The organism is Azoarcus sp. DD4 (assembly GCF_006496635.1).
GTDB lineage: Bacteria > Pseudomonadota > Gammaproteobacteria > Burkholderiales > Rhodocyclaceae > Azoarcus.
On sequence record NZ_CP022958.1, the window covers coordinates 4,718,447 to 4,743,353 of the forward strand.

The following is a 24,907-nucleotide window of genomic DNA, read 5'->3' on the forward strand; positions in this document are numbered from 1 at the left end:
CTCACTCTTCCTTCTCGACTTCGAAACTCACCATGTTCTGAGTGCCATCCGCCCATCCTGCACGTTCCAGATCAAACATCTCCAGCCGGTAGAAGAACTCAAGCCGTTTGCGGCACCGCTCAAGATCGGCACGAGCAAGCAGGTTGTCGACGAGATCGAGGACGTCGGACGCCGAGTCTTCCCAACGATATGGATGCCTCGGCAGCGCCACCGGACTACTTCTCGCCGCCAGCATGACCTGCTGCGCAAGCAAATCCTTGAGTTCGCGCAACAACTCGTTCGTCGTGACAAACGGAATCAGATCCGGGACGGGATCGATACGCTCCCGGAGCTCGTCGATCAAGTCGCTGTGCCGCGCCAGCACAGGCTTGCCGAACGCGAGTGCTTCGAAAATCGGAAGGCCGAACCCTTCATAGAAGGACGGGAAAACCAAACAGACGCAGTGCCCGAACAGCTTCGCCATGGCCTCCGCCGACTGGCCGCCGGAGGATATCTGCTCCACGTTGTGGAAATGGCCGTTGCACTCACCAAGCACCTTGAAGCGGACATCCGGAAACGCTGCCGACAGGACTGGAACCACTTCAGCCAGCCCCTTGTGGTAGTAGCGGTTGCCCACAATCAGCACATACGGTGCGCTGTCTGCTGCCCGATCTCCTCGAACCGCAAGGTTTTCACTCTCCTTAGTCCAATACTCCGCAGGATCCATGGAGCAATGCGCTACCTTCTGACCGGCCGCCGTTGCCGCCGGGAATCGCGCCAGAAAACGTTGTCTTGTGAATTCGCTGATGAAGACAAAGCCGTCCGCGTAATCCGCCATGGCCCGCCACACCCCCTCGAGGTGCGGCATGCGGATGTAATGGCAATCCCACGCAATCGTGTCGAGCACCGAAAACACATTGACGGTCGAAACATAAGCCTGATCGCGCAGCTCCGTCAGGCTCCAGGGCTGGGTGAGGCGAACACTGGCGTCGAAGCACTGATCCGCCGCAAGCTGGTGGACGATGGCCCCGGGGAATCGCGCGTACAGATCATGGAATTCTGCCGATTCCGGCAATACCCAGAAATGAAGACGCATCCTCCGTGAAGCAGCCAACCGTGAAAATGCCCCCATCAGAGCCAGCACATGATGAGCGGTACCGTTGAAGCCCGCTGCGAGATTCCTGATATCGAAGAGCACGTCGCGCATGTCCTTGCGCGCAACACGATGCCTCAGCAAGCGCTCAAACCGGATCTCGGGCAAAGCCGCCTGCGCGGAGAGCGCCTTCGCGTGGTCGGATGCCCGCGTCAGTCTCAATGCAGATAGCCCGGTTGCGCCCGCTTGCATCAACACCCGGTTGGCAAGGCGCGCACTGATGCCACGCCGATTGGCCCGTGCGAACAACTGGGCGAGCGCGGAGTCGAGATTGGCCGCCTGTGCGTCAAGCAAACCGAAATCGCGGAATATTGCGGCTCGCACGAGCAGCGGCGCTCCCTCAACAACCCGTCGCTCGGATTCGGGCAGGTGCGGAAGCATGCGTGCCTCCTCATCGGCCTGTGCTTCGATTGAGATCCTCGGCATCGCGAAACCATAGAGAGGGTCTGCCGCCATGGCCTCGACCAGATCCACCACATCCTGCGTGGAAAACGGCGTGCCGGCCGGGACGAACAGGACCACTGCTTCGCCATCCCCCAGGCACTCATGCAGCCGCCGGTTGATCCCTTCAATGCCGCCGGCAATGACGTCTGGCTCCAAGGGGCTGGGCAGACCCGGTCCGGACCAGGTTAGCCCCGCCACCTGCCCCGTGGCAAACACGTGCACAGTAATCGGTAATCCGCCGTCCCTGCCAAGCGAGGCGCAGGCGTACGTGCTGACCAACACAGGGGCGTCTTCCGGTGTCTGTTGGTTACCCTTTTGCCCTCCGCTCCGACGGCTATCGTCGCTACGGGCGTGCGCCTCGATAAGCGCCGCCAGCGGACCATACACGGCATCCGGCGAGAAATGAGCCAACGCAAATGCGCGGGATCGTTCTTCGTGCGCCGTCCGCATCGCGTCATCCACCAGCAAGCTGCACACTGCCTTGGCAAATGACTCTTCCTCGTGTGCCAGCACGTAGGGCAACGATCCAAGGTCCAGAATACCATCCGCCGAGACCGGCCATCCGACGTGCGCCTTACCCCAGGAAAGCGCCTCGATCGTCTTGATTTTCAACCCGGTCCCATGCAGGCACGGATTCACGACCACGGACGCATCGCGGTACTCGTCCGCAATGGAATCCACGTACCCGAGGAGTTTCACCGACGGATCCGTGCTCTCCAGGCAGCCAGAAAGTTTTCCTACAACGTGGAGCGTGGCCGCCGGCACTTCGGCCTTCACGCGTGGCCAGACATGGCTCAGGAAATGCCTTGTGCCATTCACGTTGAACTGATTATCCGATCCGACGATCAGCACGCGCCCGTCGACACAGTCACCGCGTGTCGCTTCCGGAATGTCCAGATCCATTGCCGTCACCAGCACCCGCCTGTCCGGCAACATCTCCGCCAAGGCATCACACTCCGTATGCTGAATGGCAAGCACGATGTCCGCACGTTTCAGCAGGAAGCGCTCCTCATCAGCGGAAAGGTCGAGCCCCGCGCTCTCTGTAACTCCTTGCCTGGCAAGGTTCTCCCTGAGACGACTGAAAAGCTCGATTGAATCGATGATCTTCAGGAATCCGGAATACTCGCTCGAGACCAGAACCCGTCCCATCAAGGCATATTCCGACAGCACCACGTCGGGTCTCAGCGAATCGATCAGCTTACCGACCTCCGACGAGAACCATACCGGGCAGAACATCTCCTGAATCTCCGCAAGTCGAAGATCCACTCCGACCTCATCGGACGGAAGTCGAACATCCTGCGCACAATCAGAAGTAACACGAGAGTCGAAAACGAAGAGATTCTCGACCAGTGACGAGAGATAGCTGACGCTCTCATTCGAAACTTCGGGAACCCCCATGGGCTTAATGACCAGGCTGATGCGGTAGCCCCTTCCCGCGAACCAGCGCAACAATCTGAGCACGCGTATTTCGTTCCCCGCTGCGGGAGGATACGGCAACACATGAGTCACCATCAGCACATGAGGAGGAACGGAAGGGATATTACTCATCCAACGATCACCAGAAATAGACACGATTAACACGCAGCACGTACATGCACGAAGGAATCTCTCATCTGAAGGTCCATATCCTGCATTTGAGAACGCCCCAGCCTCTCCACGAACGCACGCAGGACGCTCGCGAAAAAGGCCGGATCGAATCCTATCGACGTAAATTCCAGACCGGCAAGAAAGTGCATCAAACCAGGCTCACCCAGGTATGCGCCCATGCCTTGCCATGAAGCAAAACAAGCACTTCAAAAAACTAATCACAAAAATGGGCAAATCTTGTGCGACGCACCACATCCACGACCTCATCGAAGTTATCGATTACCTCAGATAGATCGTCACTATTGACCTTGACGTGACGCGAGGACACGGAAACCCATTCAAGATCGAAATATTCGAAAACCTTGCGCAAACCGATCTCACCTGAAACCAGTTGCTCATAGGAAATACTCATGACCGCCCCCTCCGCGTACGTGGCAATCATGTCATCCACCAGCTGCTCCGCCTTCTGATAACGCTCAACCTTTGCCAGCAGCGCCCCCGGATCGACGCGAATCTTCTCGCGGCGCGCCCTGTTTCCGCCATCTTCACTTCTCTCAAGATTGAAATTCCGGTTTTCTGAGAAAAGCTTCCTGGCGACCAGATCCGACACCGCCTGTTTCAAGACGTTTTCCCGGTATAACCGAAGATATTTCACCCCATAGCGATTGAACATGGGGAACAGGTCAGTATCGTGTCGATAGATCTTCGTCGTCATGAACATCAAGGCGGGATCCGGCACTTCGTGCGGATACTCGATGACTGATGGCAGCAGAAAGTAATCGTCCAGCCATTCCGAGAAAGCTGCCTTCCCACCACGCACGAAGCCTTCGATCGGTTCCGCAAAGCCATATGCACGGGGATGCGCGCGAATGAGATCCGTCAACATGGTCCCTCCAGCCCGTGAGGTGAACAGACAGACTCCCCTTGTGGCCCCGTCCATCAGGCGTTCATTGTGAACTCGGGCCTGCGCGTTGCTACCGACATACTGAAAAGGTTTCAAGCTGCCCAATCTGAGGTAGCCTCCCGGCAGCGGATGAAGATGTCCACGTGGCCGGACAATGATTTCTACCGGCGTATATCCAGGGAGTGCCGAAGCCAGGTCGATCTCAAACGCACGGCCATCCACACCGGAATCGGCAAGATCGGAACGAATGAAATATCTTGCAGGATCGACTACAAAACGGCGATCTATCACGACCTCCACATCGCAGATGCACCACCCGCGAACGGCCCTTACGTCAATCTGATCGACAAACCCTTTCATCCCAGCCTCAACTCAAGCGACAGCGCACGCAGAAACGCCACAACCGGATCACAACAAGCATTGCTAATAAGACCAGCCTATTCGACTCCAGGCCGAGATCAACAACCCAGGACTCAGAGCGACTTGATCTTGATCTTTTTCTTTTCGGTCACACGATCTCCGCTGTACCCGCCAACCCGAATATCATGAGTGCGTCCTTCATCCGACTTCCGCAGCCGGACATAAGAACATCCAGCGCCGGAACACTCGTACGGAATTCTGTCTTCGGCAGCCATCTCCCTTACAGCTTGCACCCTGGGATGTGATTTGACATTCGCCATCCCCTCTTCACGCCAGTCCATCAAGGGTGCAGTCTGCCAAACACAGTTCTGAACCTTCCCGTCGGCCTGAAGCATGAAATCGCCACACAAATGGGGGCACTCTGACACGGAACGCTTGATCGCACCGGAAAACCCCTCTTCATCAGGAGACTCCGAAAGACTCTCATTGAAGTAGGAGTTGAAAACGATCTCTACCCCGAGTCGCCGCGCAAGATCAAAAGCCGCATCTATGTGCTCGTTGGCGTCATGAGCGACATGCTTGAGTTTGTTCGACTCATAATCGAACACCTGCCCACCGACCTCGATATTCACCCCATCCGTCAGGTGTTCGACGTCGTACAACCAGTTGCACTCAACAACACCATCAAAATCCAACGAAAGCCGAACGAAATCTTCGAGCTCCAGATAGTTCTCCCTCATCAACGTCAGGTTCAAGCGGATGACGGGATAAACCAGACCCATTTCATCGCGCTTTCTCTTGAACTCTCGTAGGTTGCCCAACACTTTCTGCAAGGAACTACCGGCTCGAAGCCGCGAGTACTTTTCCGGATCGAGTGAGTCGAGACTCACGGCCACCCAGGCAATTGGTGGAGCATTCTTCAGTATCTGATCTGTTTTTTTGTCGAGCAACAATCCGTTGGTATGAAACACAACTTCCGAAGCACGAGGCAGCGCATCCAGCAAAGGACTGAAGACGGGTGCCAGGAGGGACTCTCCAAACCCATCCAGACAGATAAAATCCCGATCCTGAAGGAACTCAACGAGGTCCGGAATTTCACTTTCACTCAGCTCCTTCTTGTGAAAATCCGAATAGATAACACTGGGACACATAGGACATCGCAGATTGCAGCGCCCGGTCAATTCAACCTGAAGCCCTGTCTTGAAGCCTTTCTTCAAAGGAGAAACCGTGCCGTTCGGATTCAGTACAAATACCTGAATAGCCGCCACGCCACGTTCGCCGACCACGTCGCTGGGCAGGAGGATCGAAAATCCCGCCTTGTCTTCCAGACGGCAATCCGGAAAGGCGTCGACCACGTCCTGACGCGCAACATTACCAAGCTCCAGCCGGGCAACCTCCGTCCAGTCGGCCGTAATGATTACGACCGGGAAATCGCACCTCCCTTGATCGTGACGCTGAAAAGCCCAGCCCTCCACCAGTATCCCCTCGGTTACCGCTTCAATCCGATCCAGCCAGCCATCTGGATGCGCCATCGCAAACATCGATGCAGTCAGTTTCATTCCATACCTCTCTTCTATCCGTTCTCATCCGGGCGAATTCTCCGCGTGCGCCGCGGATAGCCATTCAAAGCTTTAGCCCCACATGAAACCTTTCGTTCGAAGCCTTCAGGCAACCTTGCCCCATCACCTCGACAAGCATGCTTAAACAGCGCGACCCCCAAGTATTGTCGCCAATGAGTTCGCTGGCGTCTTCTTTGCTGAACCGCCCGCCTGACAACTGATCACCAAGAGCTCGCACGAAATCATCTGGTCCCGCCCCACTTGCGATCCCACCTGGGCAGGCTCGCTGGAAGTCGAGCGGTGTGGCTGCCACCGGCACCCCCGCCGCGAGATATTCGTAGTACTTCATCGGAAACATGCCGCGTGTGTAGTCGTTGATCAACGAGGGCAACAACCCCACCTGCATTCCGCGCAGGTAGTCCGGCAGCACGGCATAGGGTCTGTAGCCCAGGAAATGCACATTGGGCAACCTTGCCAGTTCAGCCACGAGCGGGCTTTTCTGGCCTTCGCGTTCTTCGCCGATGAAGACCCAGCTCCATTCGGGCTTCATGCGTGCCGCATCGATCAGGAGCTGGAAATCGATCTTGAAATCGGACAGCACGCCGTGGTAGCAGAGGCGCGGCTCGGGAATGCAGGCGAGGTCTTCCGGGATAGGGCCGGGCTCAAGCGCACGGCCGAAGTGTTCGGCATCGACCACATTGGGCAGGAAATGCGTGTTCGCGTTGTGTTGGCGGCAATGCTCGGCAAGGGACGGCGCAGTCGCAAAGGCAACGTCGGCACGTTGCAGCAGTATCCGCTCGGCAGCGCGGAAGGCTTCGGCATCCACGCCGGGCACCGCAGCCAGATCATCCACACAGTGATAGAGCAGGGAGCCGGTATCCATACCCTCGATCGCGTCAAGCATGAAAGGGTGGTAAGTCCAGATCAGGGGCTTCCGGAAATGCCTTTGTCCGGCAGTCCGGGCAATGGCAGCCTTGAGCAACCAACGGTTGAGCGCGCGTGTGACCGGATGGCGATGGCCTGCCGGGACGAGTAGCGGCGAGAGGACGAAGATGCCTGGCGCACGTTCGACCGCGCCGGAAATCAGTGACGACAGCCCTTTGCGCAAGCGCTGCCACAGTCGCCCCCAGTCCTTAGCGCTTCCAGCCTTGGGGCTGCGCAGGCCGACGCTTTCCACATAGAGCACCCGGGTGCCGAGCTCAGCCAGTGACTTCGCACAGTGCTGTTTGTTGGTCCAGTAGGGTTCATCCCAATCGGCCGTAGCGAACAGGATACAGCTCTGCGGAACAAGGACTTCACGTTCAGCCATGGAAGGCCTCGCGTGGCTCGCCATACAAGGCAGAAACGATACGCATGGATGCGCAACCGTCGCCATAGGGATTGGCAAGCGCGCGCAGGGCGGTGCGTCGGTCGGCATCATTCAGCCAGGCATTCACCGCGGCCTCGATGGCAGCTGGATCCTGCCCTGCGAGCGTAGCGAAACCGGCCATTACGCCCTCGATACGTTCGGTATGCTGGCGCATGACCACCACGGGCGTGCCGAAGCTGGGCGCCTCTTCCTGAATCCCGCCGGAATCACTCAGGACCAGGATGGCACGGCTGATCAGATAGAGGCTGCAGTGGTAATCCACGGGCTCGGTCAACAGCAGGTTCGGCAGCCTGGCCAGCAGGCGGTTAACCGGTTCGCGCACAGCCGGATTGAGATGCACCGGGAAAATCCACTGTACATCCGGATACTGCACGCACAGGCGCACGAGCATGTGGCAGAAGGCCTCGAGCACGCTGCCGAAGTTCTCCCTGCGATGACAGGTGACCAGCACCGCAGGACCGGCCCCCAGCCTCTGCCGGATTTCCGCAGGCAAACCCGCCGGCACACCACCTGGCCAGGCTGATTGAGCCTGAGCTATGGCATCCACAACGGTATTGCCGGTGACGCGAATGGAGCCCTCCGGGATCCCTTCGCCGCGCAGGGCCGCAGCCGCCAGTTGAGTCGGCGCAAAATGAAGCGTGGCGATGCGCGCCAGGAGGCGGCGATTGGCTTCTTCAGGGAAGGGGCTGGCAAGATCGCCGGTGCGTAGCCCTGCTTCTACATGGCCAACCCTGATCTGGCGATGAAAGGCGGCAAGGCCGGCGCAAAACGCCGTGGTGGTGTCGCCTTGTACCAGCACCCAATCCGGCTGCTCCTGTTCCAGCACGCCATCCAGCCCTTCCATCAAGCGGGCGGCAAGAACGTTCAGCGAGCGCCCCGGGGCCATCGCATCAAGCATGATGTCCGGCTGCAAACCGAAGACATCCAGCGCCTGTTGCAGCATTTCACGGTGCTGACCACTCGCGCAGACCCGTACCTCCGCTCGCCGCTGCAGCGCAGCAATCACCGGCGCCAGTTTGATGACTTCCGGACGCGTGCCGAGAGCGACAAGAACTCTCATGCCAGCCTCGCCCCACAGGCGAGCGGCTGGAGAGCGTTCCGGAACTCGACGCCAAAGGCCAAGCCCTCTGGAGCATCGGCCGCGTGACAAACCAGGCCTGCGACGTCTTCTGCAAGCTTGATTGCTGCCCGCGAGCGCAGGAAATCCATGGCCTGGATTTCATCCATGAACAGCGGACGGGTTGCACGGGCACGGATGTGCTGTATCAAACGCACGTGCGCGTCGATACGCTGGCCTTCGTCGGACCAGCCGTACTGATAGCGTGCGGAGAAGGGATGATCGAGATAGCCGAAGAGCGTGCGCGTCTCGAAAGCGCGGTCGTAAGCCGCTTTGAAGATGCGCAACGGATCGCCCTCGGCGAGCATGCAGTCGCCATGCAACATGGTCTGCTGGCTGTGGCCGATGAAACCACGCGGCAAACCCGCCAGTTCGCCGCCACGTGCGAGCAGAAACTCGGGGTCATTGCGGATGATGCCGCCGATGCACCCCCGATAATCGGCATCGCACAGGCCGGCAAGGGCATAAGGCGGAGACTGGTGGAATGGAGAAACGCCATAGGCCACCGACACCCCTGCAGCAGCCATGATCCGCGCACGCGACTCCCTTCCTTCAGCCAGCGCAGCCTCATAACTGCCACCCCAGTTGGGCGCATGAGTGGCGGTGTGGGAGAGCAAGGCTCCCCCCGCTCCACTGAACTCGCGCAGGAAGGCGTAATGCGTATCGTCGTGCAGATTGCTGCTATGGATGGCCAGCGACAGCGGCACATTCATCTGGCGATAGGCGCCCCACAAGGGCGCGGCAGATGTGATGTCCTCGTCGCAATCGAGACGCATCGTGATGGCGGAATCGTGTCCCCAGGGGATCTCGCTGATCACCGGGCAACAGGGTTGCGTATCGCTGCGCCAGTTGCTCAGGAAACGTTCCACCAGGCGCCATTCGAAAGAATCGATCGGGCCAACCGGGCGGTTGAACCACAGTACCGAGGATGCTCCCGCTTCGAACATTGCGCAGTAGCTCAGGCGGGCCTCGCCCTCGATGACCAGGTCGGCCAATCCGCAATCATCCGGAGCCTGCAGAGGCTCGGCCAGCGCCCAAAGGCCGCCATCCGCACGAATCGCGCCATAGGCCAGGTTGTTCCATTCGTCGGCGAAGTCGAAACGCTCCAGCGCCCGCTCCCAGCCCGCAGCAGCGAAAGCCGAAGCCTTCGGACGATAGACGATGCGCCCTGCGCTCTCGGCGCAGCCGCCAGCCGGCGCCGGCGCACTACGCGCCCAACTCCCGGTCGACGCAGGCCATTCGACGGCTTTGACATCGAACGGCACGCGCAGGGAGGACGGAAGGCGGCCGAACAGGATCAATTTGCGAGGCTGCTCGTGCAGCCAGCGCCACAGTTGTTCGCCTCGCAGTTCGTCCGGGTGAATGCAGACAGCTATCGAGGCCTCGGGAAAACCGGCAGGCGCTGCCGGGGTAACCAGCCCGTGGCTGACGGAGCGGCGGAGCGCGGCGACGACGAGACCCGCCGCTTCTGCATCCGGCCGGGCAGCGAAAACGTGGATCATGCCGTCACCACATGCCGGAACTTGGCACGATGGCCAACGCGCACGAAGGCGTCATGACCGACGAATTCCACGGTGAGCGCACCAGGCCAGTAGCCCTCGATCTTCGCGGCGATCTGCGCCGGATCGGCATGTGGCTCGGGCACGATGCGCAGCACGGGCTTTTCTCCCCGCACGTCGATCTGGAATTCCTGAATGCCGCCCACGCGATGGTCCAGCATGTCCTGGATGGTGTGGGTGGGATACGCAATGCCGGAGAGGTAGACGATGTCGTGAATGCGGCCGACGATGTCGGTGAGGTAGAAGCCATCCTCGCGTTGTTCCACACGCGCCAGATCCCCCGTGGCGTAACGAATGAGCGGCATGAGGCGATTGCGGAAACCGGTGAGCACCAACTCGTGCTCGCCATTGTCCAGCTCACGACTCTCGGGCCAGCCTTCGGAATCCAGCACCTGCAAGCCTTTCTCGGCACCATCCAGTTCATAGGCCATCACGCCCAGTTCGGCCAGACCATAGCGATCGACCACGCGACAGCGTAGGGCGCGAGCGATTTGCTCTCGCTGATAGGGCTCCAGCAATTCACCGCTGGACTCGAAAACGTCGAACGTCTTCGCGCTGCCGTATTGCCGCTCGATGTAGCAAGCCAGCGCGTAGATCGTGGAAGGGTGCGCATGCACCATGTAGGGTTTGCGGCGCTTCAGCGTCTCCCATATTTCGGCCAGGCCGATGTCGTCCAGACGATCGAAGAAGATATTGCTGCGGTTCATCGCGAAGCATTTGAAGTCTTCACGGACGGGCCAGCCCGGATCAACCATGTCGGGAAAGCGGCAGGCGAAATGCAGCTCGGAGCGCCATTTGTAGTTACCTGCCCGCTCGCGTGCATACAGCGTGACCGCCGCAGAATAGTCGGCAGCCGTCTGATCGTAGGCGATGTGACAGGAAAGGCCGGTGGAGCCACCAGTCTTGCACATGTGATGACGCAGACCTGCCAGCGGGCGGGAATACATGCGCTCGCCCTGCTCACGCATGATTTCCTTGGTGAGGTAAGGCAGATCGTTCAGGTAGCGGACATCCTTCGCCACCGACTCAGGATTGAACCCCGTCTGCGCAAAGAGATCGCGGTAATACGGCACCTGCGCACCGGCAAAGCGCAAAGTGTCTACAAGTGCATCCCGGACCAGCGTCAGGCGCTCCTGGAAGGGCAGGCGATAGTGGTGGCGCAGTTCACGTAGCTTGACGGTGACCTTACGCTCTTCGTAGCGCTCGGCTATGGGATAGGCGATGCCAGCACTGACCAGCCCCTTGACGAAACTGAAAGGCTGAACGGAAAACAGATGTTCGGACGCCAGCAGGGCGGGATGATTGGAAGGAATCTTCATGTCAGGCTGCAGCGGCTGCGTGAACACCAGCGGGGATGAGTCTCTCGTCGCTCAGGATCACACCATGCTCGAGATGGATCCGGCGATTGCACACGCGGGTGATGAGCTCGGGGGAATGGGAGGCAACAACCAGGATGGCGGCCTTGCTGACCAGCGCATCAAGGCGCGCCGCAGCTTTCTGGCTGAACTCGGCATCCCCTACGCTGAGCCATTCATCCATGATCAGGATGTCGGCCTCAACGCTGGTGGAGATCGCAAAAGCCAAGCGTAACTGCATGCCACTGGAGTACGTCCGAACGGGAAGATTGAGGTAATCCCCCAGCCCGGTGAAGTCGGCTATTTCGTCGATCTTGCTGCGGATCACGGCTGGCAGCAGGCCATCCATGATGCCGCGAAGGTAGATGTTCTCGAAGCCAGTGGCGTCGGGATCCAGGCCCATGGAGACGTCCAGCAACGAGGCGACCTTGCCCTGAATCTGCAATCTGCCCTTGACGGGCGCATAGATGCCGGAAAGCACTCGAAGCAGTGTCGTCTTCCCGGATCCGTTGTGACCGACCAGTCCAACGCGATCGCCCGGACCAATTTCGAAGCTGATGTCGTTGAGCGCCCTGACCACTGGATGCTGGCCGGAATTGACGCCGATACGCCCACCGGTGGTCAGGTGGATAACGGTGTTTTTTAGCGAACGATGAGAGTTCTCAAATATCGGAAATTCGACACATACACCATCGGATACTATTCTTGCGTCCATTTCACACCCAGTATGCGACACGTTCGCGGAAACGGATCATCAAATATTGCGCCAAGAGAAAACCGCAGACGAGCATTCCGATCGACCATCCCCAGGACGAAATGGACAATTCGCTTCCGAGTATTGGCGAACGCACGATGTCGATCAGGTGGTTGAACGGATTGAAATCGGCAATCCAGGCACGCTCTTTGAGATCCGATGCCCGCCACATGACAGGAGTAAGAAAGAAGCCGACCTGAAAAATATTCCCGATGATTGGAGCTACATCGCGAAAACGGGCACAGAGAATGCCGAACACGATGCCGGCCCATACGGCGTTCAACAGCAACAAGAACAGGCCCGGCACAAGCAGAAGCATCTTTGCCGTCAAGGAATGTCCGAATGCGAGCATCAACAGGACAACGACCGGAAGGCTGTGCAGGAGAATGATGAAATTCCGCCACACCATCCGGCAGACATGCGTGCTGAGCGGCATGCGTATCTGTTTTATGGTGGATGCGGCGCTGATCATCGTCATGCAGCCTTCATTTGCGGCTGTACTGATGAACTGCCAGACAACAAGGCCGACGCCCAGGTACGGCAGATAATCCGATATGTCTTGCTGGAGCAGTTCCGAGTACAGGAACCCCAGCACGCCCACCATGATCAGGGTGGTGAGCGTAAACCAGAATGGTCCAAGCACAGACCGTCTGTAACGCTGACGTATGTCGTGCCAGCCCAGGGCCAGCCAGACATGGTACGCGCTCAGGCCGACCAGGATATCCGTGCGCCCGGTATGCCCACGCCAGGACGCATCCACGGATTCAGCAGTTTGTAGATCTAGGGTGGTCGAATTCATCTTGGAGGTACAACACTTCCTTTTCTTGAGCAATGCAGCCACTGAAAATCATTGATCGCCACACGGCCAAGGATCGCACACATTGCTGCGAACCCCCGGCGCTGAGTGGTCAGTTTGGGGCGCGTCCGTATGTGTCTTCGAAGCGGACAATGTCGTCCTCCCCGAGATAACTCCCCGACTGCACCTCGATGATCTCGAGCGGCACCCTGCCCGGATTGGCCAGTCGATGAACGTGACCCAGCGGAATGTAGGTCGATTCGTTCTCGGACAGCAGTAACACTTTGTCGCCATTGGTGACTTCCGCCGTGCCCTTGACGACGATCCAGTGCTCCGCGCGATGGTGATGCATTTGCAGGCTGAGTTTGGCGCCGGGATTGACGACGATGCGCTTCACCTGGAAGCGTTCGCCGAAGTCGATGGAGTCGTACCAACCCCAAGGACGCACGACCTTGCGATGTGTGTCGGCCAGCGAGCGCCCCTCGGCCTTCAGCCGGTTAACGATCTTCTTCACATCCTGCGTGCGCGATTTGTCCGCAACCAGCACCGCATCCGCCGTTTCGACGACGATGACGTTGTTGAGCCCGACGCCCGCGACGAGCCTGTCGCCGCCGTACAGCAGGCTGTCGCAGCAGTCTTCGAGGATGGCGTCGCCGCGCGTGGCATTGCCGGCATCGTCCTTCTCCATGACATCCCAGAGCGCATCCCACGCCCCGACGTCGGACCAGCCCGCAGACATCGGCACCACGACCCCATCGACGCCGAGGCCGGCATCGCCGACGAGCTTTTCCATGACCGCATAGTCGATGGAGTCGGACGGGCAGCTGGCAAACGCGTCGGCATCGATACGGATGAAGTCGGTCTCGTCCGCGGCGGCTGCGCACGCCGCGACACACGCTGCGGCCATCGCGGGATTGAGCACGCCCAGCGCCTTTAGCCAGACGCTCGCGCGCATCATGAAGAGGCCGCTGTTCCAGAGATACGCGCCGGAAGCCACGTAGTGCTGCGCGCGCTCTGCGTCGGGTTTTTCGACGAATGCGCTCAGCGCGAGGGCACCGTCCTCGCGCTGAGCGCCGGTCCGGATATAGCCGTAACCTGTCTCCGGGCGGGTCGGCACGATGCCGAAAGTCACGATCGCACCGGCACGGGCGGCTGCCAGACCAACCGCCACCGCAGCGTGAAAGGCTGCACGATCATCGACCACGTGATCGGCCGGCATGACCAGGAGAATCGGATCTGCCTCCTTGCGCGCGGCGACAAGCGCGGCCAGTGTCAGTGCGGGCGCGGTGTTGCGCCCGCAGGGTTCGAGAATGATCCGCGCGCCGTCCACGCCCGTTGCACGCAACTGTTCCGCCACCATGAAACGGTGCTCCACATTGGCGACGATCAGGGCGGGGCCACAAGCCGTGCTTGCGCTGGCGAAGCCGTCCAGACGCCGGACGGTTTCCTGCAACATGGTGAGCTGACCAGTCAACGCCAGGAGCTGCTTGGGGTGCTTGTCGCGGGAAAGCGGCCACAGACGGGTGCCTGAGCCGCCCGAAAGGATGACGGGAAGCAGCATGGATGACTCGTTAATGAGTGGTATGGTCGGAGTGTTCAACCGGATTTCAGGGAAGCGTTGGCCGGGTCAAGAGCCGGGACCTCGCGAGCGATGATCTCGGGGCTGCACGCCACAGTTCGGCTGCAGCTGCGCGAGGGTGTCAGCCGGAACACGCCACACAGCCGCCGGACACCTGGAACAATCCGGGCCACTTATTGGCCCGCGGGAAGCAGCAAGGGATGAACGGGTCGGCACGGTTGGCTGGGCGAATGGCTACGTGGGCGAGTCCGGCATTATCGCACTGCGGCAAAATTTCAATAAGCTGGCCGAAAGTCGTAGAGCCGAATTGCCGGATGCCGGGCGTCCTCGTTGGAAGCAAAGCACTCATTCAACGGTGCGTGACCAGTTCCCGGCATTTCCTGGCGCAGCCTTGCCCCGTCAATGTGCTTCGTCCCAGTTAGCCCCCGCGCCCACCTCCACCAGCAGCGGCACCGCCAGTTGTGCGACCCCGCCCATCAGCCGCGGCAGCTCCGCACGCATCGTCTCCAGCTCGCCCTGCGGCACTTCCAGCACCAATTCGTCGTGCACCTGCAGCACCAGCCGCGACTTCAAGCCCGAGCCCGCCAGCCAGCCATGCGCCGCGATCATCGCCTTCTTGATCAGGTCGGCCGCGGTGCCCTGCATCGGCGCGTTGATCGCGGCGCGCTCGGCGGCCTGGCGACGCCCCACCTGCTGGGCGCGGATGTCCGGCAGGTGCAGCCGGCGGCCGAACACCGTTTCGACGTAGCCCTTGTCCTTGGCCTCGGCCTTGATGCGCTCCATGTAGTCGGCCACGCCGGGGTAGCGGGCGAAGTAGCGGTCTATCCAGGCCTGCGCGGCGGCGCGCTCGATGCCGAGGTTCCTGGCCAGGCCGTGGGCGCTCATGCCGTAGATCAGGCCGAAGTTGATCACCTTGGCGTAGCGGCGCTGCTCGCTGCTGACCTCCGCCGGCTCGACGCCGAACACCTCGGCGGCGGTGGCGCGGTGCACATCCTCGCCGCGGGCGAAGGCGTCGAGCAAGCGGGCGTCGCCCGACAGGTGGGCCATGATGCGCAACTCGATCTGCGAGTAGTCGGCCGAGACGATGAGGTGGTCGCGCGGGGCAATGAAGGCGGCGCGGATGCGGCGGCCCTCGGCAGTGCGGATCGGGATGTTCTGCAGATTGGGATCGGTGCTTGCCAGCCGGCCGGTGACGGCGGTGGCCTGCGAGAAGTTGGTGTGCACCCGGCCGGTCTTCGGATTGACCATGCGCGGCAGCTTGTCGGCGTAGGTGCTCTTGAGCTTGGCGAGGCCGCGGTGCTCCAGCAGCAGCTTGGGCAGCGGGTAGTCGTCGGCGAGCTGGGTGAGCACGTCCTCGTCGGTGGAGGGCTGACCGGTGGCGGTCTTCTTCACCACCGGCAGCCCGAGCTTGCCGAACAGGATCTCGCCGAGCTGCTTGGGCGAACCGAGGTTGAAGGGCTGGCCGGCCAGTTGATGCGCCTCGCGCTCCAGTTCCATCAGGCGGCGGCCGAGTTCCTCGCCGTGCTGCGCGAGCAGGAAGGGGTCGATCAGCACGCCGGTGCGCTCCATCTCCAGCAGCACCGCCATGGTCGGCAGTTCGATCTCGCGGTAAAGCGCGGCCAGCCTCGGCGCCGCCTCCACCTGCGGCCACAGTTTGCGGTGCAGGCGCAGGGTGATGTCGGCGTCCTCGGCGGCGTATTCGGTTGCGCGATCCACCGCCACCTCGTCGAAGCCGATCTGCTTGGCGCCCTTGCCGCAGACCTCGGTGTACGGAATCGTGGTCAGGCCGAGGTGGCGCTTGGCGAGCGAATCCATGTCGTGCGTCCTGTCGGACTCCAGCACATAGGATTCGAGCAGGGTATCGTGGGCGATGCCGCCCAGGCGGATGCCGTGGTTGAGCAGCACATGGGCGTCGTACTTGAGGTTCTGGCCGACCTTGGCGTGCGCGGCGGATTCCAGCCAGGGCTTGAGCCTGGCCAGCACCTCGGCCAGCGGCAGCTGCTCGGGCGCATCGGCGCCGCGATGGGCAAGCGGCAGGTAGGCAGCCTCGCCCTTCACCGTGGAAAAGGACATGCCGACCAGCTGCGCCGCCATCGGGTCCAGGCTGGTGGTCTCGGTGTCGAAGGCGGTGAGTTCGGCGGCGTTCAGCTTCGCCAGCCAGGCGTCGAAGCTCGGCCAGTCGAGGATGGCCTGATAGCCGGCGCGATGCGCGGCGGGGTCGGCGGGCGGATCGTCTTCCTCCACCTCGGCCACCGCAGGTGCCGCTTCGCCGGCGGAGGCCGCTCCCTCGGCGAGGTCCTTCAGCCAGCCGCGGAACTCGAAGCGCTCGTAGAGCGCGCGCAACGCGGCCTTGTCGTCCTCGCGCGCCGGCAATTCTTCGAGCTGCAGCGGCAGCTCGATGTCGGTCGCCACCGTCACCAGGCGTTTGCCTAGCGGCAGGAAGTCCAGGTGCTTGCGCAGGTTCTCGCCCACCTTGCCGCCCACCTTGTCGGCATTGGCGACGAGGTTGTCGAGCGTGCCGTACTCGGTGAGCCACTTCACCGCGGTCTTAGGGCCGCACTTCTCCACGCCGGGCACATTGTCGACGGTGTCGCCGACCAGCGCCAGGTAGTCGATGATGCGCTCCGGCGGCACGCCGAACTTGGCAGCCACGCCAGCCTCGTCCAGCACTTCTTCGTTCATGGTGTTGACCCAGCGCACGCCGGGACGCACCAGCTGGGTGAGGTCCTTGTCGCCGGTGGAGATCACCACCTCCCAGCCGCGCTCGACCGCCTGGCGGGTCAGCGTGCCGATGACGTCGTCGGCCTCGACGCCCTCGACCGACAGCAGCGGCCAGCCCTCGGCCTGCACCGCTTCATGCAGCGGTTCGATCTGCACGCGCAGGTCGTCGGGCATCGGCGGGCGGTGCGATTTGTATTCCGGATACCAGTCGTCGCGGAAGGTCTTGCCCTTGGCATCGAACACGCAGGCGCGATACTCCGCCTTGTAGTCGCTCTCCAGCCGACGTAGCATCGATAACACACCGCGGATCGCCCCGGTGGGCTCGCCCTTCGAATTGCGCAGGTCGGGCAAGGCATGGAAGGCGCGGTAAAGATAGCTGGAGCCATCGACGAGCAGCAGGGTGGGCATCCTGGAAATCCTTGCGGGCACGCTGGTGCGGCATGACGAGCGCAGACGCGTCGCGGCGGCACCGGCCCAGAATAATTAGATTAGAGAAGCAGATGACCGCGAAAGAAAAACTCCCCCGCAGCGTGCCCGGCAGCGCGCCACGCTTCAATGCGCGCGAGTCCTGGCGGATTTTTGGAATTATGGCAGAGTTCGTCGAGGCGACCGAACGCCTCAATGCCATCCGCCCCGCCGTCTCCATCTTCGGCAGCGCGCGCATTCCGCCCGACCACATGTACTACATGCTGACGGAGAAGATCTCGCGCCTGCTGTCGGACGCCGGTTTTTCGGTAATCTCCGGCGGCGGCCCCGGCATCATGGAGGCTGCCAACAAGGGGGCCTATTTCGGCAAGAGCCCCTCGATCGGCCTCAACATCCAGTTGCCCATGGAGCAGCAGGCCAACCCCTACCAGGACATCTCGCAGACCTTCCAGCACTTCTTCGCGCGCAAGTTCATGTTCGTGAAGTTCGCCACCGCCTACGTCGTGATGCCCGGCGGCTTCGGCACCCTGGATGAGCTGCTCGAAGCGATGACGCTGATCCAGACCGGCAAGAGCCGCAAGATCCCCATCATCCTGGTCCATGGCCCGTTCTGGAAGGGGCTGCTCGACTGGTTCCGCGACCGCCTGGTGGCCGAGCGCATGATCAACCCCGAGGACCTCGAACTCGTGCAGGTGATCGACAAGCCGGAAGACGTGGTCGAAGCCATTTTCAAACATTACGAAACCCGCGGCTTCCTGCCGCTGCCGGAAGAACACGAACTGATGCTCAACCTCTGAGTCATTGCCGGCCCGAGCCGGGCGCTCGACCGCCCCGCGCTGCTAGAATCCGGCCCCTCTCAAGGAGAATCGCCATGCGTCGCACCCTGATCGCCCTGCTGATGGCCGCCGCGCTGCCGGCTTTCGCCCAGCAACCGCCCAAGCTCGAACCGATCCCCGAACCGCCCCCGCCGCCGCCGGGCATGACCGACACCGACGAGCCGCAGGTCACCATCGTCAAGCGCGGCGAGGACACCGTGAGCGAATACCGCATCCGCGGCAAGCTCTACATGGTCAAGGTGACGCCGCCGCACGGCGTGCCCTACTACCTGATCGACAGGAACGGCGATGGCCGGATGGTGCGCGACGACGCACCCGCACTGTCCGTCCCGATGTGGGTGATCAAGAGCTGGTGAGCGCCGCCGGCCCCGAGGTGCGCAGCTTCGCGCCGGTGTGGCGCGAGGACGCGCGCGTGCTGGTGCTCGGCAGCATGCCGGGCGTGGCCTCGCTGAGCGCCGCGCAGTACTACGCGCATCCGCGCAACGCCTTCTGGACCATCATGGGCGAATTCTTCGGCGCCGGCCCGGCCCTGCCCTACCCGGCGCGGCTGGAACGCCTGCTCGATGCCCGTATCGCTCTGTGGGACGTCATTGCCAGCTGCCGCCGCCCCGGCAGCCTGGACAGCGCGATCGCCCCCGAAAGCGTGGTCGCCAACGACCTCCCCGGGCTGATCGCGGCCTGCCCCGCGCTCGAATACATTTTCTTCAACGGCAGCACGGCGGCGGACGCATTCCGGCGCCACTTCGGCGCGCGACTCGCCACCGCCGGCGACCGGCCTACACTGAAACTGCAGCGCCTGCCGTCCACCAGCCCCGCTCACGCCGGCCGCAATCTGGCCGACAAGCTTGCCGCATGGACTATCCTGCGCCAGGCCGCGGAGCGCGACGCCACACTGCAGGCGGCGGTCGGCGCAGCCTGAACGCCATACGCCTTACCGGAGCCCACGCCCATGTCCGTCTTCACCTCCGTGCCCGACGCCGCCCTCGCCGGCTGGCTGCAGAACTACGCCATCGGCCGCCTGGTGGAGCTCAAGGGCATCTCTGCCGGCGTGCAGAACAGCAACTTCTTCGTCACCACCACGCTGGGCCGCTACGTGCTGACGCTGTTCGAAAGCATTCCGCGCGCCGAGTTGCCCTACTACCTGCACCTGATGGCCCACCTCGCCCGCCATGGCCTGCCGGTGCCCGCACCGATCGCCAACCGCGACAACGAGTACCTCGACACCCTGTGCGAGCGTCCGGCGGTCCTGGTGATGCGACTGCCCGGCCGTTCGGTAATGGCGCCCGACACCGCCCATTGCGCCAAGGTCGGCGCCATGCTTGCCGGGCTGCACCTGGCCGGGCTGTCCTACGGCCGCCGCCAGGACAATCCGCGCGGTCCGGCCTGGCGGCGCGCAACCGCCGCCGCGGTGCGCGACTTCCTGCCGGCCGACGAGCGCGCCCTGCTCGACGCCGAGATCGCCTTCCAGCAGCAGACCGACTTTGCCGCCCTGCCGGCCGGCGCCATCCATGCCGACCTCTTCCGCGACAACGTGCTGTGGGACGGCGAGCACATCGGCGGCGTCATCGACTTCTACTTCGCCGGCCACGACGCGCTGCTGTTCGACGTCGCGGTCACGGTCAACGACTGGTGCGCCACGCCGGACGGCGAACTGGACCGGACCCGCTGTGCCGCACTGCTCGCCGCCTACCACGCCGAGCGCCCCTTCACCGCCGCCGAACACACCGCCTGGCCGACCATGCTGCGCGCCGCCGCGTTGCGCTTCTGGCTGTCGCGCGCGGCCGACTTCCACCTGCCGCGCGAGGGCGAAATGGTGCTGGTCAAGAACCCGGACGAATACCGCGACATCCTGCGCCTGCGCATCGCTGCCAGCCCGGCGCTGGCCTGCGCATGAATATCGCTTTGAACTCGCCCGCCCCATCGGCTAGCATCGGCGCGCCCCGGCCCGCATCGGCATTCCGCCGCCCGGCTCCCGGACCCGCGCGCACCCTCCCACACAGATGACCACCCACCCGCCTCACCACCGCCACCACCCGCTGCCACCGCCCGCCACTGTCACGCCCGCCGACGCCCTGCGCTGGCTGTCGGCCGGCTGGAGTCTGTTCGTCAGGAACCCCGCGATCTGGCTGGCCCAGACGCTGATCCTGATCGTCATCCTGGCCGCACTCGGCGTCGTGCCCTTCCTCGGCTGGGCCGCCGCGCCGGTCGCCTTGCCGGTGCTGGTGGGCGGTCTGGTCGCCGGCGCGCAGGCGCTCGATCGCGGCGAAGCGCTGCGCGTCGGCCACCTCTTCGACGGTCTGCGCCGCCACGCCGGCAATCTGCTGCTGGTCGGCGGTTTCCACCTGCTCGGCACCCTGCTCGCGGCGCTGGTGGCCGCGGCCATCGGCGGCAGCGCGGTACTCACCGGCATGCTGTTCGGCGCCTTCGCCGGTATGGGGCTCGCCACCGGCGGTGTGATGTTCGGCGTGCTGGTCTTTACCGTGCTGTGGGCGCTGCTGATGATGGCATTGTCGTTCGCGCCGGCACTGGTCATGCTGCAGGACGTCGCGCCGCTGGACGCGATGAAGCTGTCCGCCCAGGCCTGCTTCCACAACCTGCTGACCTTTGCCCTGCTGGCGGCCATGCTCTATGTCCTGGTGTGGGTAGCGATGCTGCCGGCCGGACTGGGCATGCTGGTGCTGGTGCCGGTGCTGGCCGGTGCCCTCTATGCCGCCTGGCGGGACATCTTCGCCCCGCCGCCCGCCCTGCCCGCCCCGGCTACCGACGCGACCGATACCCGCGCATAATTTCGTCATGCAAGCAAAACAACTCCCGACCCAGCGCGGCTGGGCTTGGCTCGTCGAGGGCCTCCAACTGTGGCGCCGCAGCCCGGCGCTGCTCAGTTTCCTCGCCTTCGGCTACCTGCTCGCGCTCATCGTGGTGAGCCTCTTTCCCTTCATCGGCCAACCGGTCGCCTCGCTGCTGATGCCGGTACTGTCGCTCGGCGTGCTCAACGGCTGCCGCGCGGTGGACGAGGGGCGCAAGGTCGGGCCGGACATCCTGTTCTCCGGCTTCAAGGGCAATGTGCAAAGCCTCGTCACCATAGGCGGGATCTACCTCGTCGCCAGCCTGCTGGTGCTGGTGCTGACCTCGCTCGCCGACGGCGGCACCCTGCTCAAGGCGATGACCGGCGGCAATATCGACAGCGAGGCGGCGGCCAGCCCGGCCTTCACGCTGTCGCTGCTGATCGCGCTGGGCCTGTCCACGCCGGTGATGATGGCCTACTGGTTCGCCCCGCTGCTGGCCGGCTGGTGGAAGCTCACCGCTCCCAAGGCGATGTTCTTCAGCTTCCACGCCTGCCTGCGCAACTGGCGGCCTTTCCTCGCCTATGCGCTGGCGCTGATGCTGTTCGGCGCGGTGCTGCCCGGCATCATCGTCGGCACCCTCGGCCTGATTTCGCCGACGCTGGCGACGCTGGTATCGGTGCCGCTGCCCCTGATCCTGATCCCGATCGTCTTCGCCAGCTTCTACTGCAACGCGCGCGACGTGTTCGGCACGCCCGGCAATGGCAACGGCGGCAGCTGAGCGCGGCACCGGGCCACTCGGCCTGCTCGGCGGCACCTTCGACCCCATCCACCTCGGCCACCTGCGGCTGGCGGAAGAAGCGCGCGAAGCGCTCGCGCTCGACGCGGTGCGCATGATCCCCGCCGGCCAGCCACCGCACCGCGACGCGCCACGCTCGACGGCCGACGACCGCCTGGCGATGGCGCGGCTCGCGGTCGCCGGCAATCCCGCGCTCGAGATCGACGACAGCGAGGTCCGCGCCAGCCGGAAGAGCTATACCGTGCTCACGCTGGAGCGGCTGCGTGCCGAACTCGGACCGGACCGCCCGCTGGTGCTCATTCTCGGCGCAGACGCCTTCGAAGGCCTGCCGGGCTGGCATCGCTGGCAGGAACTGTTCGGGCTCGCCCACATCGCCGTTGCCAACCGGCCCGGCTACGCGCCGCACGGCCGCCGCTGGCCGGCCATCCTGTCGCCGGAACTCGATGCCGCCTGCCGCGACCGCCACGCCACCGACCCTGCCGCGCTACGCGCCGCCGCCGCTGGCAAAGTCATCCCCTTCGACATGACGCCGCTGGCGATTTCCGCCTCGCAGATCCGCGACCTGATCCGGATGGGCAGCAGCCCCCGCTATTTGCTGCCCGATTCCGTTCTCGACTATATTGATTTACATCATCTCTACCGCTGAAAGGCCACCGCCCTCCCCAATGAATACGCCCAAGCTGCAGGAAATCGTCGTGAGCGCCCTGGAAGACATCAAGGCCCGCGACATCGAAGTCATCGACACCACCAAGCTCACCGCCCTGTTCGATCGCATCGTCGTCGCCAGCGCCGATTCGGGACGCCAGACGCGCGCGCTGTCGCGCAACGTGCAGGACAAGGTCAAGGAAGCCGGTGGCCAGGTCGTCAGCGTGGAAGGCGAGGAAACCGGCGAATGGGTGCTGGTCGATCTCGGTGACATCGTGGTGCACATCATGCAGCCGGCGGTCCGCAGCTACTACAACCTGGAAGAGCTGTGGATGAACCACGCGACCGCGCGCCGCAAGCCGGCCGACGCCCGCGTCGCCGACTGAGGCTCGGCGCGCACTGAATGAAGCTCCTCGTCGTCGCCGTCGGCCACCGCATGCCGGCGTGGGTGGAAGCCGGTTTCGACGAGTTCGCGCGCCGCATGCCGCGCGAACTGCCGCTGCAACTGGTCGAGGTGAAAGCCGAACCGCGTACCACCGGCAAGACGGTGGACGCGATGATGGCGGCCGAGGCCACCCGCATCGAAGCCGCCTTGCCGCCGCGCTGCCGCCGCCTCATCCTCGATGAACGCGGTGCCGACCTCACCACCGTCGCGCTGGCCCGCCGCCTCGAAGCCTGGCAGGCCGAAGGCCAGGACGTCGCCTTCATCGTCGGCGGCCCCGATGGACTTGCCCCGGAACTCAAAGCCAGCGCCAACGAGTCGCTGCGCCTGTCCAGCCTGACCCTGCCGCACGCCCTGGTACGGCCGCTGCTGGCCGAAGCGCTCTACCGCGCCTGGAGCGTCACGAAGAATCATCCCTATCACCGCGAGTAGCGCACGCCGCCTCGCCTACCGAGAACCGCCATGGTCCGCGACATCCTGCGCATGGGCGACCCGCGACTGCTGCGCAGCGCCCGCCCGATCACCGCCTTCGGCACTGCCGCCCTGCGCGAACTGGTGGCCGACATGCTCGACACCATGCGCGCAGCCGGCGGCGTCGGGCTTGCCGCACCACAGATCGGCGTGGACCTGCGGTTGGTGATCTTCGGCTTCGAACACAGCGAACGCTACCCCGACGCGCCGCCGGTGCCCTTCACCGTGCTCGCCAACCCGGTGCTGACGCCCTTGTCCGACGAGATCGAGGAAGGCTGGGAGGGCTGCCTTTCGGTGCCCGGCCTGCGCGGCTGGGTGCCGCGCTGGCAGCAACTGCGCTACAGCGGCGCCGACCTCGACGGCCAGCCCATCGAACGCACCGTCGATGGCTTTCACGCCCGCGTCGTGCAGCATGAATGCGACCACCTCGACGGCGTCCTTTACCCGATGCGGGTGCGCGACTTCTCCCGCTTCGGCTTTGTCGACGCCCTGCCGCAGAACATTCCGGCCGCCGAAGAAGTCTGAAACCGGGATAACCCGCCCCGCCGCGCGGTTACAATTGTGTGTCATCAACCGGACGCCCGATCATGGCTGCCAGCCCGCCCCGCATCTATCTCGCCTCGAAAAGCCCGCGCCGCCGCGAACTGCTGCGCCAGATCGGCGTGCCCTTCGACGTGCTCACCTTCCGCAGCGGCGAACGTGGCGACGACGCCGACGTCGACGAAACGCCGTTTGCCGACGAGAGCGTCGAACACTACGTCGAACGCCTGGCGCTGACCAAGGCGGAAGCCGGATTCCGCCGCACGCTGTGGCGCAAGCTGCCACGCCAGCCGGTCCTCTCGGCCGACACCACGCTCGAAGTCGACGGCGAGATCGTCGGCAAGCCCGCCGACGCCGCCGAGGCGCGCGCCATCCTCGCCCGCCTGTCCGGCCGCAGCCACCGCGTGCTGACCGCGGTAGCGGTCAGCGACGGCCACCGCATCCGCAGCCTCACTTCGGTAAGCGAAGTGCGCTTCCGCCCCCTCAGCGAAGACGACATCCGCTACTACGTGGCCTCCGGCGAACCCATGGACAAGGCCGGCGCCTACGGCATCCAGGGCCGTGCCGCCATCTTCGTCGAGGAGATCCGCGGCAGCTATTCCGGGATCATGGGTCTGCCGCTGTTCGAAACCGCCCAGTTGCTCGAAGCCTTCGGCTATCCTTTGTAGCTGCCCACCGCTGCGGCAGGTTCCGCTTGCTGTAGCCGGAGCAGGCATGGCGATGAGCCAT

General features: G+C 63.1%; 23 protein-coding genes. 12 read left to right on the forward strand and 11 right to left on the reverse strand.

Annotated elements, in window-relative coordinates; translation table 11 throughout:
* Position 1: 1 nt before the first annotated feature.
* Complete coding sequence (locus tag CJ010_RS21815) at positions 2–3,124, reverse strand: glycosyltransferase (protein WP_141019998.1); 3,123 nt, start codon at positions 3,122–3,124, stop codon at positions 2–4.
* A gap of 44 nt (positions 3,125–3,168) precedes the next feature.
* Between CJ010_RS21815 and CJ010_RS21820 the strand changes: the two genes are divergently transcribed.
* Positions 3,169–3,354, forward strand: a complete 186-nt coding sequence (locus CJ010_RS21820; protein ID WP_141019999.1) for a hypothetical protein — start codon at positions 3,169–3,171, stop codon at positions 3,352–3,354.
* Positions 3,355–3,377: 23 nt separating this feature from the next.
* Here the strand turns inward: CJ010_RS21820 and CJ010_RS21825 are convergent, their stop codons facing one another.
* The 10 genes from CJ010_RS21825 to polA all read right to left on the reverse strand — a co-directional run bounded on the left by CJ010_RS21825 (position 3,378) and on the right by polA (position 17,644).
* The gene (locus CJ010_RS21825) at positions 3,378–4,427 is read right to left on the reverse strand and encodes a hypothetical protein (protein ID WP_141020000.1); all 1,050 of its coding nucleotides are present in this window, start codon (positions 4,425–4,427) and stop codon (positions 3,378–3,380) included.
* A gap of 113 nt (positions 4,428–4,540) precedes the next feature.
* On the reverse strand, positions 4,541–5,986 hold the full coding sequence (locus CJ010_RS21830) for a radical SAM protein (protein WP_141020001.1): 1,446 nt from the start codon (positions 5,984–5,986) through the stop codon (positions 4,541–4,543).
* Between the two features lie 64 nt (positions 5,987–6,050).
* Entirely contained in the window at positions 6,051–7,295 is a 1,245-nt protein-coding gene (locus tag CJ010_RS21835; RefSeq protein WP_141020002.1) for a glycosyltransferase, read from the reverse strand.
* Positions 7,288–8,415: a non-hydrolyzing UDP-N-acetylglucosamine 2-epimerase gene (gene wecB / locus CJ010_RS21840; RefSeq protein ID WP_141020003.1), complete on the reverse strand. Its 1,128-nt coding sequence runs from the start codon at positions 8,413–8,415 to the stop codon at positions 7,288–7,290. The genes CJ010_RS21835 and wecB overlap by 8 nt, the downstream gene beginning before the upstream one ends.
* Positions 8,412–9,974, reverse strand: coding sequence for a polysaccharide deacetylase (locus tag CJ010_RS21845; protein WP_141020004.1), 1,563 nt, complete (start codon positions 9,972–9,974; stop codon positions 8,412–8,414). Before CJ010_RS21845 ends, wecB begins: the two co-directional genes overlap by 4 nt.
* On the reverse strand, positions 9,971–11,350 hold the full coding sequence (locus tag CJ010_RS21850; protein ID WP_205754840.1) for a phenylacetate--CoA ligase family protein: 1,380 nt from the start codon (positions 11,348–11,350) through the stop codon (positions 9,971–9,973). The genes CJ010_RS21845 and CJ010_RS21850 overlap by 4 nt, the downstream gene beginning before the upstream one ends.
* Before the next feature lies 1 nt (position 11,351).
* Positions 11,352–12,101, reverse strand: coding sequence for an ABC transporter ATP-binding protein (locus CJ010_RS21855; RefSeq protein WP_141020005.1), 750 nt, complete (start codon positions 12,099–12,101; stop codon positions 11,352–11,354).
* 1 nt (position 12,102) lies between these two features.
* On the reverse strand, positions 12,103–12,939 hold the full coding sequence (locus CJ010_RS21860) for an ABC transporter permease (RefSeq protein WP_141020006.1): 837 nt from the start codon (positions 12,937–12,939) through the stop codon (positions 12,103–12,105).
* A 109-nt stretch (positions 12,940–13,048) separates the two neighbouring features.
* The gene (locus tag CJ010_RS21865) at positions 13,049–14,497 is read right to left on the reverse strand and encodes a mannose-1-phosphate guanylyltransferase/mannose-6-phosphate isomerase (RefSeq protein ID WP_141020007.1); all 1,449 of its coding nucleotides are present in this window, start codon (positions 14,495–14,497) and stop codon (positions 13,049–13,051) included.
* A 417-nt stretch (positions 14,498–14,914) separates the two neighbouring features.
* On the reverse strand, positions 14,915–17,644 hold the full coding sequence (gene polA, locus CJ010_RS21870; protein WP_141020008.1) for a DNA polymerase I: 2,730 nt from the start codon (positions 17,642–17,644) through the stop codon (positions 14,915–14,917).
* A 92-nt stretch (positions 17,645–17,736) separates the two neighbouring features.
* On the opposite strand from polA, the gene CJ010_RS21875 reads away from it, so the two are divergent.
* The 11 genes from CJ010_RS21875 to CJ010_RS21925 all read left to right on the forward strand — a co-directional run bounded on the left by CJ010_RS21875 (position 17,737) and on the right by CJ010_RS21925 (position 24,846).
* On the forward strand, positions 17,737–18,459 hold the full coding sequence (locus CJ010_RS21875) for a TIGR00730 family Rossman fold protein (RefSeq protein ID WP_141020009.1): 723 nt from the start codon (positions 17,737–17,739) through the stop codon (positions 18,457–18,459).
* A gap of 74 nt (positions 18,460–18,533) precedes the next feature.
* Positions 18,534–18,854, forward strand: coding sequence for a DUF2782 domain-containing protein (locus CJ010_RS21880; protein WP_141020010.1), 321 nt, complete (start codon positions 18,534–18,536; stop codon positions 18,852–18,854).
* A complete protein-coding gene (locus CJ010_RS21885) occupies positions 18,848–19,417 on the forward strand; it encodes a DNA-deoxyinosine glycosylase (RefSeq protein ID WP_141020817.1) in 570 nt (189 codons plus the stop codon). Before CJ010_RS21880 ends, CJ010_RS21885 begins: the two co-directional genes overlap by 7 nt.
* A 30-nt stretch (positions 19,418–19,447) precedes the next feature.
* A complete protein-coding gene (locus CJ010_RS21890) occupies positions 19,448–20,392 on the forward strand; it encodes a homoserine kinase (protein WP_141020011.1) in 945 nt (314 codons plus the stop codon).
* A 106-nt stretch (positions 20,393–20,498) separates the two neighbouring features.
* Complete coding sequence (locus tag CJ010_RS21895) at positions 20,499–21,284, forward strand: DUF2189 domain-containing protein (RefSeq protein WP_141020012.1); 786 nt, start codon at positions 20,499–20,501, stop codon at positions 21,282–21,284.
* 7 nt (positions 21,285–21,291) lie between these two features.
* On the forward strand, positions 21,292–22,062 hold the full coding sequence (locus CJ010_RS21900) for a BPSS1780 family membrane protein (protein WP_141020013.1): 771 nt from the start codon (positions 21,292–21,294) through the stop codon (positions 22,060–22,062).
* Positions 22,043–22,726: a nicotinate-nucleotide adenylyltransferase gene (nadD, locus tag CJ010_RS21905; protein ID WP_141020014.1), complete on the forward strand. Its 684-nt coding sequence runs from the start codon at positions 22,043–22,045 to the stop codon at positions 22,724–22,726. The genes CJ010_RS21900 and nadD overlap by 20 nt, the downstream gene beginning before the upstream one ends.
* Before the next feature lie 19 nt (positions 22,727–22,745).
* Positions 22,746–23,111 (forward strand): ribosome silencing factor, encoded by a 366-nt coding sequence (rsfS, locus tag CJ010_RS21910; protein ID WP_141020015.1) that lies wholly within the window; start codon positions 22,746–22,748, stop codon positions 23,109–23,111.
* A gap of 17 nt (positions 23,112–23,128) precedes the next feature.
* Positions 23,129–23,599 carry a 23S rRNA (pseudouridine(1915)-N(3))-methyltransferase RlmH gene (gene rlmH / locus CJ010_RS21915; protein WP_141020016.1) on the forward strand — a complete coding sequence of 157 codons (471 nt, stop codon included), beginning with the start codon at positions 23,129–23,131 and terminating at the stop codon, positions 23,597–23,599.
* A 30-nt stretch (positions 23,600–23,629) separates the two neighbouring features.
* Entirely contained in the window at positions 23,630–24,163 is a 534-nt protein-coding gene (gene def / locus CJ010_RS21920) for a peptide deformylase (protein ID WP_141020017.1), read from the forward strand.
* Between the two features lie 62 nt (positions 24,164–24,225).
* Entirely contained in the window at positions 24,226–24,846 is a 621-nt protein-coding gene (locus CJ010_RS21925) for a nucleoside triphosphate pyrophosphatase (RefSeq protein WP_141020018.1), read from the forward strand.
* Positions 24,847–24,907 lie beyond the last annotated feature (61 nt).